Origin of the sequence: Streptomyces actinomycinicus (genome assembly GCF_016741775.1) — a bacterium.
Taxonomy (GTDB): Bacteria; Actinomycetota; Actinomycetes; order Streptomycetales; family Streptomycetaceae; genus Streptomyces; species Streptomyces actinomycinicus.
Map to the genome: position 1 here is coordinate 90,906 of NZ_JAERRK010000016.1, position 14,303 is coordinate 105,208.

The window sequence follows — 14,303 nt, forward strand, 5'->3', positions numbered from 1 at the left end:
CGAGGCCCGATCGGGTTCAGGTGTCTACGCTGGGTGGTGTTGTCGGGCAGCCGCGCCGCCGGAGCGAAACCGGTGGCCTTACCAGCCGAGGAATCCCGTGAGTGACACCCCATTCGGTTTCGGCCTTCCGCCGGAGGAGCCGGAAGACGGCGACGAGGGCAAGAAGAAGGACCAGCAGAGCGGTGGTGGGCAGGGACCGGCCAATCCGTTCGGTTTCGGCGGCCTGCCCGGAGCCGGCGGTTTTGGCGGCCCCGGCGCCGACAACCCGCTCGCGGCCATGTTCGGTTCCCTGAACCCCAACGACCTGGGTGCGGCCTTCCAGCAGCTGGGCCAGATGCTCTCGTACGAGGGCGGCCCGGTGAACTGGGACATGGCCAAGCAGATCGCCCGCCAGACGGTCTCCCAGGGTGCCCCGGACGGCACGAAGGACGCCAGCGTCGGCCCCGCCGAGCGCAGGGCGGTCGAGGACGCCGTCCGCCTGGCCGACCTGTGGCTGGACGACGCCACGTCCCTGCCCTCGGGCTCCGCCTCGGCGGTGGCCTGGTCGCGTGCGGAGTGGGTGGAGGCGACGCTGCCGGCCTGGCAGGAGCTGGTCGACCCGGTCGCCGAGCGGGTGGGCGCGGCCATGGGCGACGTCCTGCCGGAGGAGATGCAGGCCATGGCGGGCCCGCTGATCGGCATGATGCGCTCGATGGGCGGCGCCATGTTCGGCACGCAGATCGGGCAGGCCGTCGGCGTGCTCGCGGGCGAGGTCGTCGGCTCCACCGACATCGGCCTGCCGCTGGGTCCGGCCGGCAAGGCCGCCCTGCTCCCGGCCAACGTGGAGGCCTTCGGCAAGGACCTGGGCGTGCCGCAGGAGGAGGTGCGGCTCTACCTGGCCCTGCGCGAGGCCGCCCACCAGCGCCTGTTCGCGCACGTGCCGTGGCTGCGCTCGCACCTGTTCGGCGCGGTCGACGGCTACGCGCGCGGGATCAAGGTCGACACGGCCAAGCTGGAGGACGTGGTCGGCCAGTTCGACCCGCAGAACCCCGAGCAGCTGCAGGACGCACTCCAGCAGGGCATGTTCCAGCCCGAGGACACGCCCGAGCAGAAGGCTGCCCTGGCCCGTCTGGAGACCGCGCTGGCGCTCGTGGAGGGCTGGGTGGACGCGGTGGTGCACGCCGCCGCGAAGCCGCGTCTGTCATCCGCCGACGCCCTGCGCGAGACGCTGCGCCGCCGCCGCGCCACCGGCGGTCCTGCGGAGCAGACGTTCGCCACGCTGATCGGCCTGGAGCTGCGCCCGCGCCGGCTGCGCGACGCCTCCCGCCTGTGGGCCTCGCTCACGGACGCCCGCGGGGTGGACGGCCGGGACGGCCTGTGGGCCCACCCGGACATGCTGCCGACGGCGACCGACCTGGACGACCCGGACGGCTTCGTCCACCGCGAGCACATGGACTTCTCCGAGCTGGACAAGATGCTCGGGGAGGCGGCGGGCGGCTCGCAGGACAAGCCGGACCTGCACAAGCGGGACGAGAGCGACAGCAAGGGCGACGACACCGAGTGAGCCTGTACGACGACGCGGTCCTCGTGCTGAAGGGGTACGAGGGCCAGGACGACCTGCGCCAGGCCTACCTGGACCATCTGGCCGACCATCCGGACGGCATGTGGAAGGCCTGCCACGCGGGCCATGTCACGGCGAGCGCCCTGGTGATCGATCCCGAGGGCGGCCGGGTCCTGCTCACCTTGCACCGGAAGCTGCGGATGTGGCTCCAGATGGGCGGCCACTGCGAGCCGGGTGACCCCACGCTGGAGGCGGCGGCCCTGCGCGAGGCGACCGAGGAGTCCGGCATCGCCGGACTGACGCTGCTGCCCGGCGGCCCGGTCCGTCTGGACCGGCACGCGATCCCGGCGCCGTGCCACTGGCACTTCGACGTCCAGTACGCCGTCCTGGCCCCGGCCGGCGCTGTGCAGACGATCAGCGAGGAGTCGCTCGAGCTGCGCTGGTACGGCTACGACGAGGTGGCGGGCGTGGCGGACGAGTCGGTCGTGCGGCTGCTGGAGGCCACGCGCGGCAGACTCTGACCGCGCGGAACGGGTGAGGGGTGAGCGCCCATGCGCTCACCCCTCGCCCGTCCTGCCTCGCGGGCCGCGGCTCAGCTCCAGACGTTGCCCTGGTTCTGGCCGCGCGCGCCCTGCTGCCCCATGCCGAACTGGGCCGCGAGGCCCTGTCCGATCACGGCGTTCTGCGGCGGCAGCAGCTCACTGGGCTGTACGAGCGCGAAGCCGGAGCCCATGAAGCTCAGCTCCCAGCCCTCGCCGGTGCTGCCGCGCCGGCGCCACACGCCGGAGCTGTGCGTCTGGGCCTGCATCTGCACCCGCAGTCCCGTCGACCAGGCCACGATCGCGTCGGCGTCGCAGTTGACGTACTTGTCCGGGGTGACCTGCATCAGCAGCGGCGCGCCCGAGGTCATCAGGGCGACCTTGCCGCGACCGGTGATGTTGAGCTGGTACTTCCCGGAGCCGGAGATGCCGTAGAGGCTGTCGACGGCGATGACCTCGTGGTGCAGCGAGGAGTCCATGGCGAGGACGTAGGAGCTGTCGACGGTCAGCCCGTCCTGATCGACGTCCATGACGTGCACGTGCTGGCCGAGGTTGGCGAGGTAGACCGTGCCCTGTCCGTGACAGCGCATCAGGTCCAGGCCCTCGCCGGTGTGCGCACGCGCGCGTGCCTGGTTGTTGCTGCGGTACTCGGCGTCGAACTCGACCAGGCCCTGGTAGGCGACCATGGTGCCCTTGCGGGCGAGGATGTCGTCGTGGCCCTCCAGGGTGACGCGGAGCATCTGCTTGTTCTGCAGGCTCCAGCGCTCCTGGGTCTGCTGGTCGTTGTGGGCGAAAAGCGGGCTCTGCATGGTGTTCTGGCTCCCCCTCAGCCCCGGAACCGGAGGCGGTCGGTGCTGTCCTCGCTGGGCTGGACGACGACGATGCCCTGGCCGGAGAAGGCCATCTGGTAGGCCTCTCCGCTGCCGCGGCCGATCAGCGACTGCGCCTTGAAGCTGCGCTTGCCCTTGACCTTCAGGTTCGGGGACCAGGCGACGAGCGCGTCCGGGTCGACGTAGGTCTCGTCCTCGCCGCCGCCGCAGTCGACGACGATCGGCTTGCCCCGGGAGGTCAGCGCGACCCAGCCCTGTCCGGAGATCTTCGTGTTCCACAGGCCCTGCCCGGCGAACTTCGCCAGCCCCTTGACGCGCTCGACACCCCAGGTGAGATGTGCGTCGAAGGCGAGCAGGTTGGTGGCGTTGACGGAGATGCCGTCGCCGTTGAGGTTGATGACGACGACGTCGGCGCCGTAGTCGGCGAGATAGAGCAGGCCGTCCCCGGAGCACTTCATCAGCGGGGCGCCCTCGCCGGTGATCCAGTCGCGGGCGATCTGGCGTACGGCCGGCGGGTTGGGCTCGTACTGGATGAAGCCTTCGTAGGCGACCATCGACCCCACTCGCGCGAGGAGGTCGTTCCCGGTCTGCATGGCGACCTTCAGCATGTGGTTGCCGTGGTTCTCCATGCGGGCGGTGACGGGTGCGGGGGCGTAGCCCGCGAGCGGCTGGTTCATGACGGGCTCCCTCAGACCTCGTAGGGCTGGACGACGATGAAGTTGCCGGGGGCGCCCCGGAACTGGAGGTTGACGCTCTCGCCGGTGTCCCCCGGGTAGGCGTTGCGGCGCATCCGGACCTGGCTGGAGACGATCACCTGGGAGGCGGCCGACCACGCGACGACGGCGTTGCAGTCGGCGAAGGTGGTCGGCGTGACCGGCAGCACCACGGGCGTGCCGTGCGTCTTGACGACGATCGTGCCGGTGCCCTGGAACTGCATCGTGAACAGGGCGCCACCGGGGATGCCGTGGCCCTCGACGCGGCGGACCTCGTACTGGAGGCTCTCGTCGAAGGCGAGGACGTTCTCGGCGGACACACAGATCGCGTCGCCCTGCAGCTCGACCGGGTGCAGGTGGGTGGAGTTCTCGGCGAGGAAGACCTGGCCCTGGCCGGTGCAGCGCATCAGCTGCATCTCCTGACCGGTGGCGTTGCCGACGATGCGGCCGGCGAACCCGGCGCCCTTGTAGCTGAAGTCGACCTTGCCCTGGTAGAGCACCATGCTGCCCTGCCGGGCCAGCACCGGCTGGCCGCCGATGCCGAGGTCGACGCGGATCAGCTTCTTGTTCTGCTGCGTCCAGCGCTGCCCGGTCGGCGTCTCCTTGAACGCCTGGAGCGCGGCCGTCACTCCGGCACCGCCCTGGGGCGCGCCCTGCGGCACTCCGTAGGGTGCGGCCTGCTGGCCGGGGACCTGGCCGTAGCCCGGCGGCATGGGCGGGGTCGCCTGGCCGCCGTAGGGGGCCGGCTGCTGGCCGTAGCCCGGGGGCATCGGGGCGCCGGGCTGGCCGCCGTACGACGGCTGCTGGGGCTGCTGGCCGTACGGGGGCTGCTGCGGCTGCTGGCCGTAGGGCGCGGGGGCCGGGGGCGTGGCCGGCGGCGGGACGGTGCCGCCGGCGGGCGGCGCCATGGGCGCGATGATCGTCGGCGCGCCGTGCACGCTGGGCGCGGGCGCCGGGGGCGGGGTGTGGCCGGGCGGCGGCGTGTGGCCGGGCGGCGGGGCGAAGCCCTGCGGGGCCGGTGCGGGCGCCGGAGCAGGCGCGGGCGCCGCCGGGACGCCGAACGCGGGCGGGGCGAAGCCCGGGGCCGCGCCGGACTGCGGCTGGGGCTGGGGCTGGGGCTGCTGGGGTTCGGCGGGCGTCTCCTCCTCGAGCACCTCGCCGCCGAAGTTCTTCAGCAGCGCCTCCAGACCGCCGTCGAAGCCCTGCCCGACCGCGGCGAACCGCCACACGTCCTTGAAGTAGAAGTCACCGAGCATCACGGCGCGCTCGGTGGAGAACTCCGAGCCGCTGAACGAGTACCGGGCGACTTCCTCGCCGCCCGCGACGATGCGCAGGTAGCCGGGGGCGATCTGCGACATCTGCCCGTTGCCGTCGACGGTCGCCGTGAAGGAGAGCTTCCGGATGTGTGCGGGGATCCGGTCGAGCGTGATCCGGAACGACTCCGTGTCCCCCGCCTGGGCACCCAACAGCTGGATGGACTCCTCCGGGGACTTCGGCTGGTTGAAGAAGACGAAGTACCGGTCGTCCGAGAGACGCTCGTCGGCGTCCAGACCGAAGCAGCTGATGTCGAAGGTCAGCCCGGGGGCGGAGATCTGCACGCCTACGTACAGATCCGTGCCCGCCGTGAGGTCACTGATCCTGGCCTTGTGGCCGCGTTGGAATTCCCTGGCCATGCGTTACGACCGTCCCCCATCCCGAATGTGAGTGCGTCGCGCCAGGCTAACGGCTGAGACCGACATCGGCCCCAGCCGGTCGTGGTCGGTACAGACCCGGTACACAACCGCACCCGGCCGCTCACACGGGAGGCTCAGGCGTCGCGCTCACCGCGCGCGCCGGGCACATGCGGCAACCGGTCGGCGGCGACGACCCCTTCGAGGTAGCCGCGGGCCCGCTCGGTCCGCGGATAGGCCTCCAGCAGCCGCCAGAAGTCGGGCCCGTGCCCGGGGACCAGCAGATGCGCCAGTTCGTGGCAGAGCACGTAGTCGACGACGTACTCCGGCATCCCCTGCAGGCGGTGCGAGAGCCGGATGCTCCCCTCGGCCGGGGTGCACGACCCCCAGCGGGTGTTCTGGTTGGTCACCCAGCGCACGGAGGCGGGCCTGGCCCGGCCGTCGAAGTACTGGGCCGACAGCCGCTCGGCGCGCTCGGTCAGCTCGGCGTCGCCCAGTACCCGTTTGCTCTCCTGGGCGGCCAGCTTGTCGAGCATGAGGGTCACCCAGCGCTGCTCCTCCGCCTTCGACATCCGAGCGGGGATCAGTACGACGGTGCGATCGCCCTCGCGGTACGCGGAGACCGTCCGGCGTCGCCGGGCACTCCTGCGGACCTCGATCGCGCTCGCCCCCGAGCCGCCGGGCGGCTGGCTCGTCGTACTGCGCTGTGGCTTTCCGGCGCGGTGCAGTGGGTCGGCGGGCACGCCCCGACGTTACCCGGTGGGGATGGGCAAAGTCCCGGCCCCGGGACGGTTCACTGCCGAACCCCCGCCATGTGTTTGATTCGTACGACCGGCGGCCGGGTGGGGTTTGCGCGCGTTCACCCGACTGACGAACGTTTGGCATGTTCCCGATTCGTACGACGAATTCCTGCGCCTGTGGACAACTTTCTGCGGCCGGCCGGGCGGGCGGGCATGCTGGCAGGCATCGGCGGAGCGCGACCGGATCCGCCGGGAGGACGGACCGCCGCGGACGTTCCGGGGCGGCACAACCGATACGGGGGCCAGGCATGCATCCGGTGGTGAAACCCGCGCTGCGGCGCGGCTGGCGTGATCTCAACACGGTGCAGTTCGGGATGACCCCGGCTCACGCGCTGACGCTGGGTCCGGTGGACACCGCGACGGGCAGCTTCCTGGAGCTGCTCGACGGCACCCGGGGACTGCCGCTGCTACGCGAGGAGGGCAGCCGCATGGACGTGCCGGCCTGCCAGGTCGACGCGCTGGTGGGGCGGCTGGCCCGGGCCGGTCTCGTCGACGACGCGCGCGGCGGCGGCCCGGACGCGGACGCGCTGCGGGAGAAGACGGACGTGATCGAGCGGCTGCGACCCGACCTCGCCACGTTGTCGCTGACCACGCAGGAGCCGGGCGGCGCGCTGGCCCGGCTCGCCGCCCGGCGCGCCCTGCGGGTGCAGGTGCGGGGCGCGGGCCGGGTCGGCGCCCTGCTGGCGTCGGTGCTCTCGGGTGCGGGCGTCGGCGAGGTCGACGTGCGTGACGTGGGACGCGTGGAGCCGTGGGACGTGGCACCGGGCGGGCTGCCCGCCGAGTCGCTCGGCACCCGCCGGGACACGGCCGCCCGGGCCGCCGTCCGCCGTGCGGCCCCCGACCGCCCGCCGCGCCACGTCCACTCCCCGGGCTCCGGTGCCGGGGAGCCCGGGTTCTCCCTGGTGATCCTCGCGCCCCGGGACGACGTCGCCGTGCACGCCCCGGATCCGTTCACCGCCGAACCGCTGATGGCCGCCGGCACACCCCATCTGTACGCCGGTGTGGTGGAGGGCACGGGCGTCGTGGGGCCGCTCGTCCTGCCGGGCGAGTCCGGCTGCGCCCGCTGCCTGCACGAGGACCGCACGGACCGGGACCCCGCCTGGCCCCGGCTGGTCGCCCAGTGGCGGTCCGGCCGGGCCCGTCGGGTCGGTGCGTGCGACGTCACCCTGGCCACGGCGGTCGCCGGCCTCGCCGCGGCACACGCCCTGACCTTTCTCGACGGTGAGTCGCCGTCCGGCGCGGGAGCCCGCTGGGAGGTCTCCGTACCCGGCCTGAACTGGCGCGCTCGGCCGGTCCGGCCGCACCCGGGGTGCGGCTGCGGTGCGGCGCGGAGAGCCGCGGAGAGAGCTGAAAGGGAGGACTCCTCAACGGACGGGGAGCCACGCGCGACAATGGCGGTGCAACGGCCGTCGACGAAGCGAGGACGCGAACCAGGCGCGGCACGGCCGACTGGGACTTGGAGGGCGCATGTCTGATCTTCCCCGGAAGGCGGTCACCCGGACCGCCAAGCTCGCCGCGCTCCCGCTCGGCTTCGCCGGCCGGGCGACCTGGGGGCTGGGCAAGCGGATCGTGGGCGAGTCCGCGGAGATCGTCGGCCGCGAGCTGCAACAGCGCACGGCTGAGCAGTTGTTCAAGGTGCTCGGCGAGCTGAAGGGCGGTGCGATGAAGTTCGGGCAGGCCATGTCCGTCTTCGAGTCGGCCCTGCCCGAGGAGATCGCCGGCCCCTACCGCGCGGCCCTGACCAAGCTCCAGGACGCGGCCCCGCCGATGCCGACCCGCACGGTGCACGCGGTGCTGGAGGAGCGGCTGGGACCGGACTGGCGTGATCTGTTCGAGGAGTTCGAGGACAAGCCGGCCGCGGCGGCCTCGATCGGCCAGGTGCACCGGGCGGTGTGGGCCGACGGCCGCGAGGTGGCGGTCAAGGTGCAGTACCCGGGTGCCGGCGAAGCCCTACTGTCCGATCTGAGCCAATTGAGCCGTTTTGCACGTCTCTTGGGGCCGCTCATCCCGGGCATGGACATCAAACCGCTGATCGCGGAGCTGAAGGACCGCGTCTCCGAGGAGCTGGACTACGGGCTGGAGGCCCAGGCCCAGACCGTGCACGCGGAGGAGTTCGCGGACGATCCGGACGTGGTCGTCCCGGCGGTGGTGCACCAGTGCGAGCAGGTGCTGGTGACCGAGTGGATCGACGGCATCCCGCTGTCCGAGATCATCTCGGACGGCACCCAGGAACAGCGTGACCGGGCCGGCCAGCTCCTGGCCCGCTTCCTCTTCTCGGGCCCGGCCCGCACCGGCCTGCTGCATGCCGACCCGCACCCGGGCAACTTCCGCCTGCTGCCCGGCGGGCCGGCAGGAGAGGACGACTGGCGTCTCGGCGTCCTGGACTTCGGCACGGTCGACCGGCTCCCCGGCGGCCTGCCGGCGCCGATCGGCATCTCCCTGCGGATGACGCTGGACGGCGACGCCGAGAACGTTTACGAGTTGCTGTGCGCCGAAGGGTTCGTGAAGGAGACCATAGATCTGGACCCGGACGCGGTCCTGGACTACCTGCTGCCGATCATCGAGCCGGCCCGGGTGGACGCCTTCACCTTCGCCCGCTCCTGGATGCGCAGCCAGGCCGCCCGTGTCGCCGACCCGCGCTCCCCCGCCTACCAGCTGGGCAAGCAGCTCAACCTGCCGCCGGCCTACCTGCTGATCCACCGGGTGACCCTGAGCACGATCGGGGTGCTGTGCCAGCTGGGCGCCACGGTACGGCTGCGGGAGGAACTGGAGGAGTGGCTGCCGGGCTTCGTGACCGACCCGGCCGCGGATCTGGCCGAGGAGGAGCCTGCGGCCGGGGCGTGATCACCGGCCGGCGGACGTTCCCCCTCACCACCAGGCCGAGTCCAGCCGCCCCTCGATCGCCCGCAGGTTCTCCCGGGAGCAGCCGTCGCAGAAGTACTGGCGCATGCCGTTCTCCACGGAGCAGGTCCAGGTGACCGGCGGGGGGCCGTCGGCGGGAGTTCCGCAGCGCGCGCACACGAGGGGACGCCGCTCCGCGGTGGAGCCGCCCTGATCACTTTCCCCGGGAAGACTCGTCACCTGGCGACGATAACCCCGTGCCCCGCGGATCATGGTGCACAACGCACCGCGGGGGCCGGTCCGTTCGGCCGGACCGGCCCCCGCGGGGATGCTTCGCCTCCCTGGGCCGGGAGGCCACCGCTCTCAGGTGTGATCGTTACTGCATGACGGCCATGGCGAGCGCCCGCCGGGCGCGCAGCGAGGCGCGCTCGGCCCGGCGCTGCATCCGCCGGGCGGTGGCCAGGCGCACGGCCCGGCGTTCTCGCACGGCCTCATGGAGTCGCTCGTGCATATGCGCACGAGCCAGGGCTTCTTGCATGAGTTGCATCTCACGGTTCCTGTTCTGACGCGCTTCGGTCGCGCCGGAGGTGGTGAAGTCTTGGGTCGCGGAGCCGGTGGGCTCGTTGGTGGACGGCTTCATCGGGGCCTGCTTCATGGGGTCGTGCGTGAGGGGGCGGTCGATCGTTCCTGCGGTGTTCATGCCGTGACCGGGTTCTTGCGCGGACGGCCACGCGGCCGCTTCCGGGCGACGACGACACCCTGGACGAACAGCTCGCCACCCCAGACGCCCCAGGGCTCACGCCGCTCCTTGGCGCCGGCGAGGCAGGCCTCCATCAGCGGGCAGGTGCGGCAGAGGGACTTGGCGTACTCCACGTCCGCGGGCGACTCGGCGAAGAAGACCTCCGGGTCGTACGAGCGGCAGGGGACGGGTACGCCGAGGTTCTCGATGGCGTCGTCGAGCGCGGTGAGCGCGGTGAGGGGGGTCAAGGTGGAGTCCTCCGTGAGGCCGGGCGGGGGGATCGTTTGCGAAGGCGGTACGGACGGGGCGTGCGCTTCGAGTTGCACGATTGGTCTTCCTCGTCTGGTCGTTCCGGCCTGTTGACCGGGTGTCGGCTGGTACCGGGTTCTTTTCTTGTCCCGAGGCTCCTTCGCTCCGTCCTCCCCGTTGGGGGAAAACAGAAGGGCCGCGGATCCCGGGTGGGGTTCCGCGGCCCTGAAGGCGCCGGCCTGATTGATCAGGCTGGATCACTCCAGGGTTCTGGCCCACGGAAGGCCCACATCAGGTGGTGCTGCGTCGTCTGCTTCCGGAATCCGGCACCGGCCGCCGCAAAGGCATAGGCCTGCGCCTGTGCCTCTACCGCTTCCAGTGCCTTGGTCGGTCGCTCATTGCGCTCGCCGACAAGGCCGACGAGGGCAACGGAGGACGCCGGACGCACGGCACGAATGCCGGACAGACCGGTGCCCTGGTTCGAGGCGCCGAGCATGCACGTGGAGACGGTCGAGCGATCGGTCAGTTTGGCCGTGCTGGTGGTGCTGATGTTGATGCTGATCACTGGACTCGCCTCCTCTCGGCGTCTCTGGGACTGGGGTCAACCAGTCCGTTCGGTTGTGTAAGTACATCACGGAGCCGCAGCCTTCGAGAAGGCCGCTGCTTCCGTGCCTAGAACCTATGGGGATTGCCGGGGCATGCGCAAACTATTTTTTCGACGAGTTCGCATCAGTCCCCCACGTCGTCCGCCACACCCTCCTGACCTGCACAGATGGCCAGAACGTCGGCTCCGTAGCTGCGTAGCTTGCGACTGAGGACACCGGGGATGCGGGAAAGTTCGGCGGAGTCCTCCGGGCGGGCTTCCGCGATGGCCATCAGGGTCCGGTCGGTGAAGACGCAGAAGTCCGGCTGCCCGCTGCGCCCGGCCTGGACCGCCCGCCACTCCCGGAGCCGCTCGTAGAGCCCTTCGTCCATGTCGGAGGGGCAGTCCTCGCAGCGCATCAGCTTCATCTCGCCCGCGTCGGTGAGCGTCCGGCCGCAGACCCGGCAGCGGGCCGGGGTGCGCTGGATGCGGCGGGGGGCAGCGGCGGCGCTCCCCGCCGTCCCGCGCTCGACGCCTCCGCCGGCTCCCGTGCCGGTGCGGCCCGCGGTCGCGGTGGTGCCGGGCCGCAGACCGTCGAGGAAGCGGCTCGGCCTGCGGCCCGGGCGCCCGCCGGGCGACCTGGACAGGGCCCAGGAGACGTGGAGCCGTTCCCGCGCGCGGGTGACGCCGACGTAGAGGAGTCGGCGTTCCTCCTCGATCTGCTCGTCGGTCCTGGCGTAGGTGATGGGCAGCATGCCCTCGGCGACACCGACCAGGAAGACAACGTCCCACTCCAGGCCCTTGGCGGCGTGCAGGGAGGCGAGGGTGACGCCCTGGACCGTGGGGGCGTGCTGGGCGTTCGCCCGCTCGTCGAGTTCCGCCACGAAGTCGGCGAGGGTGGCTCCCGGTGTGGCGGCGGCGAGGTCGTGGGCGAGGTTCACCAGGGCGGCCAGGGATTCCCAGCGCTCTCTGACGGCGCCGGAGCCCGCGGGCGGCTCGCGGGTCCAGCCCTCGCCGGAGAGGACGGCACGCACCTGGGAGGGCAGATCCACGACGTCGTCCAGCAGGGAGTCGTTGCCGCCGAAACGGGCCGCGCCGCGCAGGGCGATGCCGGCCTTGCGGATCTCGGGCCGGTCGAAGAAGCGCTCGGCTCCGCGCAGCTGGTACGGGACCCCGGCGTCGGCGAGGGCCTGCTCGTAGGTCTCGGACTGGGAGTTCGTGCGGAACAGCACCGCGATCTCGGCGGCCGGGACACCCGCGTCGATCAGCTCGCGGATCCGGCGGGCGGCGCCCTCGGCCTCGGCGGGCTCGTCGGTGTACTCGGTGTAGACGGGTTCGGGTCCCGGGGAGCGCTGGGAGACGAGTTCCAGCCGGTGGTCGGCGGCACGGCCGCGGGCCTGGGCGAGCAGGCCGTTGGCGAGGCGGACGACCTGGGGAGTGGAGCGGTAGTCACGGACCAGCTTCACGACGGTGGCGCCGGGGTGCCGAGCGCGGAAGTCGAGGAGATGGTCAGGTGTTGCTCCCGTGAACGAGTAGATCGTCTGGCTGGCGTCACCGACGACGCAGAGGTTGTCGCGGTCGCCCAGCCACAGGTCCAGCAGCCGCTGCTGCAGCGGGCTGACGTCCTGGTACTCGTCCACGACGAAGTGCTGGTACTGGCCACGCACCTGGTCGGCGATGTCGTGCCGGTCCTGGAGGACGGCGACCGTCAGCAGCAGGACGTCCTCGAAGTCGATCACCGCCCGGTCGCGCTTGAGGTCCTCGTAGGCCGCGTAGAGGTGGGCGATCTCGGCCGGGTCGCGCGGGACCTCGCGACCGGCCTTCGCAGCCGCATACGCGTAGTCGGCCGGGACGGTCTGGGTGACCTTGGACCATTCGATCTCTGCTGTCACGTCCCGCAGCTCGTTCCGGTCGAGCCGGGTGCCCAGGGCGGCGGCTGCGTCCGCGACGAGCTGGATCTTGCGGTCGACGAGCCGGGGCATGGAGCCGCCGATCGCTTTCGGCCAGAAGTACTGGAGCTGACGCAGCGCGGCGGAGTGGAAGGTGCGGGCCTGGACCCCCTGGGCGCCGAGCTGGCGCAGCCGGCCGCGCATCTCTCCGGCGGCGCGGTTGGTGAAGGTGACGGCCAGCACGCTGGACGGCTGCAGGATGCCGGCACGTACCCCGTAGGCGATGCGGTGGGTGATCGCCCGCGTCTTGCCCGTGCCCGCTCCGGCCAGGACGCACACCGGCCCGTGCAGGGCGGTGGCCACCTCGCGCTGCTCGGGGTCGAGCCCTGCGAGCACCGCGTCGGCCGAGTCCGGTACCTGCGGGAAGAGGGGGGAGTGCGTTGCTGCTGTCACACCGCCATGCTGCCAGGTCGCCCGGGACGGCTGCGCCGGTTGTCCACAGGCGGGTACTGATAGTCGTACCAATGCGGCAGGTGTCACACGGGGGGCACATACCCCGGGCGGGAATGGCCGGCCGATGCAATACGTTCTCCCCCTGGACGATCTTTTCCGAGCTGCCTGAGGAGCGCGAGAGACATGCAGGGCACTGTGACGATGTACAGCACGACTTGGTGCGGCTACTGCCGGCGGCTGAAGAGCCAGCTGGACCGGGAGGGCATCGCCTACACCGAGATCAACATCGAGCAGGACCCGGAGTCCGCCGCTTTCGTGGAGAAGGCGAACGGCGGCAACCAGACCGTCCCGACCGTGCGCTTCGCGGACGGCTCCACGCTGACCAACCCGTCGCTGGCCCAGGTCAAGCAGAAGCTCGCGGCGTAACGCCCCGAACGCCGGACGGCGGTTCCCGAACCCACGGGGGGTTGGGGAGCCGCCGTTCCGCTGTCAGACGAAGCTGCGCATGGGCAGGGGCTTGCCGTACCACATCTCGATCAGGCGGGCCGCGATGGAGATGCCGTACGGCGGGAGCACCTCGCCGGACTCGAAGGCCGAGTGCAGCTCCTCGCGGGAGAACCAGCGGGCCTCGTGGATCTCGTCCCCGTCGACGTCGATCGCGGTGGACGTGGCGCGGGCCATGAAGCCCAGCATCAGGCTGGACGGGAAGGGCCAGGGCTGGCTGGCGACGTACTCGACCGGCCCGACGGTGACGCCGACCTCCTCGCACACCTCGCGGCGCACCGCCTGCTCGATGGACTCCCCCGGCTCGACGAAGCCCGCGAGGGTGGAGAAGCGGCCCTCGGGCCAGTGGACCTGGCGGCCGAGCAGGATGCGGTCGTCCTCGTCGGTCACCGCCATGATCACGGCAGGGTCCGTGCGCGGGTAGTGCTCCGCGCCGCAGGCCTGGCAGCGGCGGATGTGGCCGGCGGCGGCGATGACCGTGCGCTCACCGCAGCGGGAGCAGAAGCGGTGGGTGCGCTGCCAGTTCTCCAGGCCGACCGCGTGCACCATGAGCCCGGCGTCACGCGGCGACAGCAGCAGGCCGGCCTCGCGCAGGCCCGCCGGGCGCGCCGACTGGTCGATACGGCCGGGCAGCGCGTCCTTCTGGAGCGCGAAGTAGCTGACGCCGTCCGCGTCGATGCCCAGAAAGTAGCGGTGCGCCTCGGTGAGCGGGGCCTCGAACGAGGGGGTCATGACCAGTTCGGTCCGCCCGTCCGGGGTCTCGTCGATGAGTACCTGGCCGCCGGAGACCACGAAACACCGGGTCGTGGGGTGGCTCCACGCCGCCGCGAGCCAGGCCTCGTCCAGCCGGTGGTGGGCGGCGCGGTCGATGCCGCTCGGGGCGGTCAGCGAGATGGGTCGATCGGCTGTGTGGTCGGTCCAGGTGGTCACGGGTGCTTCCAACTCCCCCAGTG

Annotated in this window: 15 protein-coding genes; 5 read left to right on the forward strand and 10 right to left on the reverse strand. The window is 71.8% G+C overall.

Annotated features, from left to right (window positions below):
• The first annotated feature begins 97 nt into the window (after positions 1-97).
• Positions 98-1,543 carry a zinc-dependent metalloprotease gene (locus tag JK359_RS26560; protein WP_201840611.1) on the forward strand — a complete coding sequence of 482 codons (1,446 nt, stop codon included), beginning with the start codon at positions 98-100 and terminating at the stop codon, positions 1,541-1,543.
• Positions 1,540-2,061 (forward strand): NUDIX hydrolase, encoded by a 522-nt coding sequence (locus tag JK359_RS26565; protein WP_201840614.1) that lies wholly within the window; start codon positions 1,540-1,542, stop codon positions 2,059-2,061. The genes JK359_RS26560 and JK359_RS26565 overlap by 4 nt, the downstream gene beginning before the upstream one ends.
• 71 nt (positions 2,062-2,132) lie before the next feature.
• Here the strand turns inward: JK359_RS26565 and JK359_RS26570 are convergent, their stop codons facing one another.
• From JK359_RS26570 to JK359_RS26585, 4 genes are all read right to left on the reverse strand, one after another.
• Complete coding sequence (locus JK359_RS26570) at positions 2,133-2,888, reverse strand: AIM24 family protein (protein ID WP_201840617.1); 756 nt, start codon at positions 2,886-2,888, stop codon at positions 2,133-2,135.
• A 17-nt stretch (positions 2,889-2,905) separates the two neighbouring features.
• Positions 2,906-3,586, reverse strand: a complete 681-nt coding sequence (locus tag JK359_RS26575) for an AIM24 family protein (RefSeq protein ID WP_201840620.1) — start codon at positions 3,584-3,586, stop codon at positions 2,906-2,908.
• A gap of 11 nt (positions 3,587-3,597) precedes the next feature.
• Positions 3,598-5,295 (reverse strand): TerD family protein, encoded by a 1,698-nt coding sequence (locus JK359_RS26580; RefSeq protein ID WP_201840622.1) that lies wholly within the window; start codon positions 5,293-5,295, stop codon positions 3,598-3,600.
• A 134-nt stretch (positions 5,296-5,429) separates the two neighbouring features.
• Positions 5,430-6,035, reverse strand: a complete 606-nt coding sequence (locus JK359_RS26585; protein WP_201840624.1) for a M48 metallopeptidase family protein — start codon at positions 6,033-6,035, stop codon at positions 5,430-5,432.
• Positions 6,036-6,340: 305 nt separating this feature from the next.
• On the opposite strand from JK359_RS26585, the gene JK359_RS26590 reads away from it, so the two are divergent.
• Together JK359_RS26590 and JK359_RS26595 are read left to right on the forward strand one after the other, a co-directional pair.
• A complete protein-coding gene (locus JK359_RS26590; protein WP_201840626.1) occupies positions 6,341-7,567 on the forward strand; it encodes a TOMM precursor leader peptide-binding protein in 1,227 nt (408 codons plus the stop codon).
• The gene (locus tag JK359_RS26595; RefSeq protein ID WP_201840627.1) at positions 7,560-8,936 is read left to right on the forward strand and encodes an ABC1 kinase family protein; all 1,377 of its coding nucleotides are present in this window, start codon (positions 7,560-7,562) and stop codon (positions 8,934-8,936) included. The genes JK359_RS26590 and JK359_RS26595 overlap by 8 nt, the downstream gene beginning before the upstream one ends.
• Before the next feature lie 24 nt (positions 8,937-8,960).
• On the opposite strand, the gene JK359_RS26600 is transcribed toward JK359_RS26595, so the two are convergent.
• The 5 genes from JK359_RS26600 to JK359_RS26620 form a co-directional block, all read right to left on the reverse strand.
• Complete coding sequence (locus JK359_RS26600; protein ID WP_201840629.1) at positions 8,961-9,173, reverse strand: hypothetical protein; 213 nt, start codon at positions 9,171-9,173, stop codon at positions 8,961-8,963.
• A 136-nt stretch (positions 9,174-9,309) separates the two neighbouring features.
• Complete coding sequence (locus tag JK359_RS26605) at positions 9,310-9,633, reverse strand: putative WhiB-interacting protein (protein WP_201840632.1); 324 nt, start codon at positions 9,631-9,633, stop codon at positions 9,310-9,312.
• Positions 9,630-9,998 carry a WhiB family transcriptional regulator gene (locus tag JK359_RS26610; RefSeq protein WP_103817702.1) on the reverse strand — a complete coding sequence of 123 codons (369 nt, stop codon included), beginning with the start codon at positions 9,996-9,998 and terminating at the stop codon, positions 9,630-9,632. The genes JK359_RS26605 and JK359_RS26610 overlap by 4 nt, the downstream gene beginning before the upstream one ends.
• Positions 9,999-10,168: 170 nt before the next feature.
• Positions 10,169-10,486 (reverse strand): hypothetical protein, encoded by a 318-nt coding sequence (locus tag JK359_RS26615; protein WP_201840635.1) that lies wholly within the window; start codon positions 10,484-10,486, stop codon positions 10,169-10,171.
• 164 nt (positions 10,487-10,650) lie between these two features.
• Complete coding sequence (locus JK359_RS26620; protein ID WP_201840638.1) at positions 10,651-12,846, reverse strand: ATP-dependent DNA helicase UvrD2; 2,196 nt, start codon at positions 12,844-12,846, stop codon at positions 10,651-10,653.
• 183 nt (positions 12,847-13,029) lie between these two features.
• Between JK359_RS26620 and JK359_RS26625 the strand changes: the two genes are divergently transcribed.
• A complete protein-coding gene (locus JK359_RS26625) occupies positions 13,030-13,272 on the forward strand; it encodes a mycoredoxin (RefSeq protein ID WP_061924256.1) in 243 nt (80 codons plus the stop codon).
• A 63-nt stretch (positions 13,273-13,335) separates the two neighbouring features.
• On the opposite strand, the gene nudC is transcribed toward JK359_RS26625, so the two are convergent.
• On the reverse strand, positions 13,336-14,280 hold the full coding sequence (nudC, locus tag JK359_RS26630) for an NAD(+) diphosphatase (protein ID WP_201840641.1): 945 nt from the start codon (positions 14,278-14,280) through the stop codon (positions 13,336-13,338).
• Positions 14,281-14,303: the final 23 nt, after the last annotated feature.

Excerpts from the sequence above, each read along its gene's own strand:
- JK359_RS26625 (WP_061924256.1), top strand. The coding sequence starts at position 13,030 with ATGCAGGGCACTGTGACGATGTACAGCACGACTTGGTGCGGCTACTGC.
- JK359_RS26580 (WP_201840622.1), bottom strand. The coding sequence starts at position 5,295 with ATGGCCAGGGAATTCCAACGCGGCCACAAGGCCAGGATCAGTGACCTC.
- JK359_RS26605 (WP_201840632.1), bottom strand. The coding sequence starts at position 9,633 with ATGAACACCGCAGGAACGATCGACCGCCCCCTCACGCACGACCCCATG.
- JK359_RS26575 (WP_201840620.1), bottom strand. The coding sequence starts at position 3,586 with ATGAACCAGCCGCTCGCGGGCTACGCCCCCGCACCCGTCACCGCCCGC.
- JK359_RS26570 (WP_201840617.1), bottom strand. The coding sequence starts at position 2,888 with ATGCAGAGCCCGCTTTTCGCCCACAACGACCAGCAGACCCAGGAGCGC.
- JK359_RS26595 (WP_201840627.1), top strand. The coding sequence starts at position 7,560 with ATGTCTGATCTTCCCCGGAAGGCGGTCACCCGGACCGCCAAGCTCGCC.
- JK359_RS26590 (WP_201840626.1), top strand. The coding sequence starts at position 6,341 with ATGCATCCGGTGGTGAAACCCGCGCTGCGGCGCGGCTGGCGTGATCTC.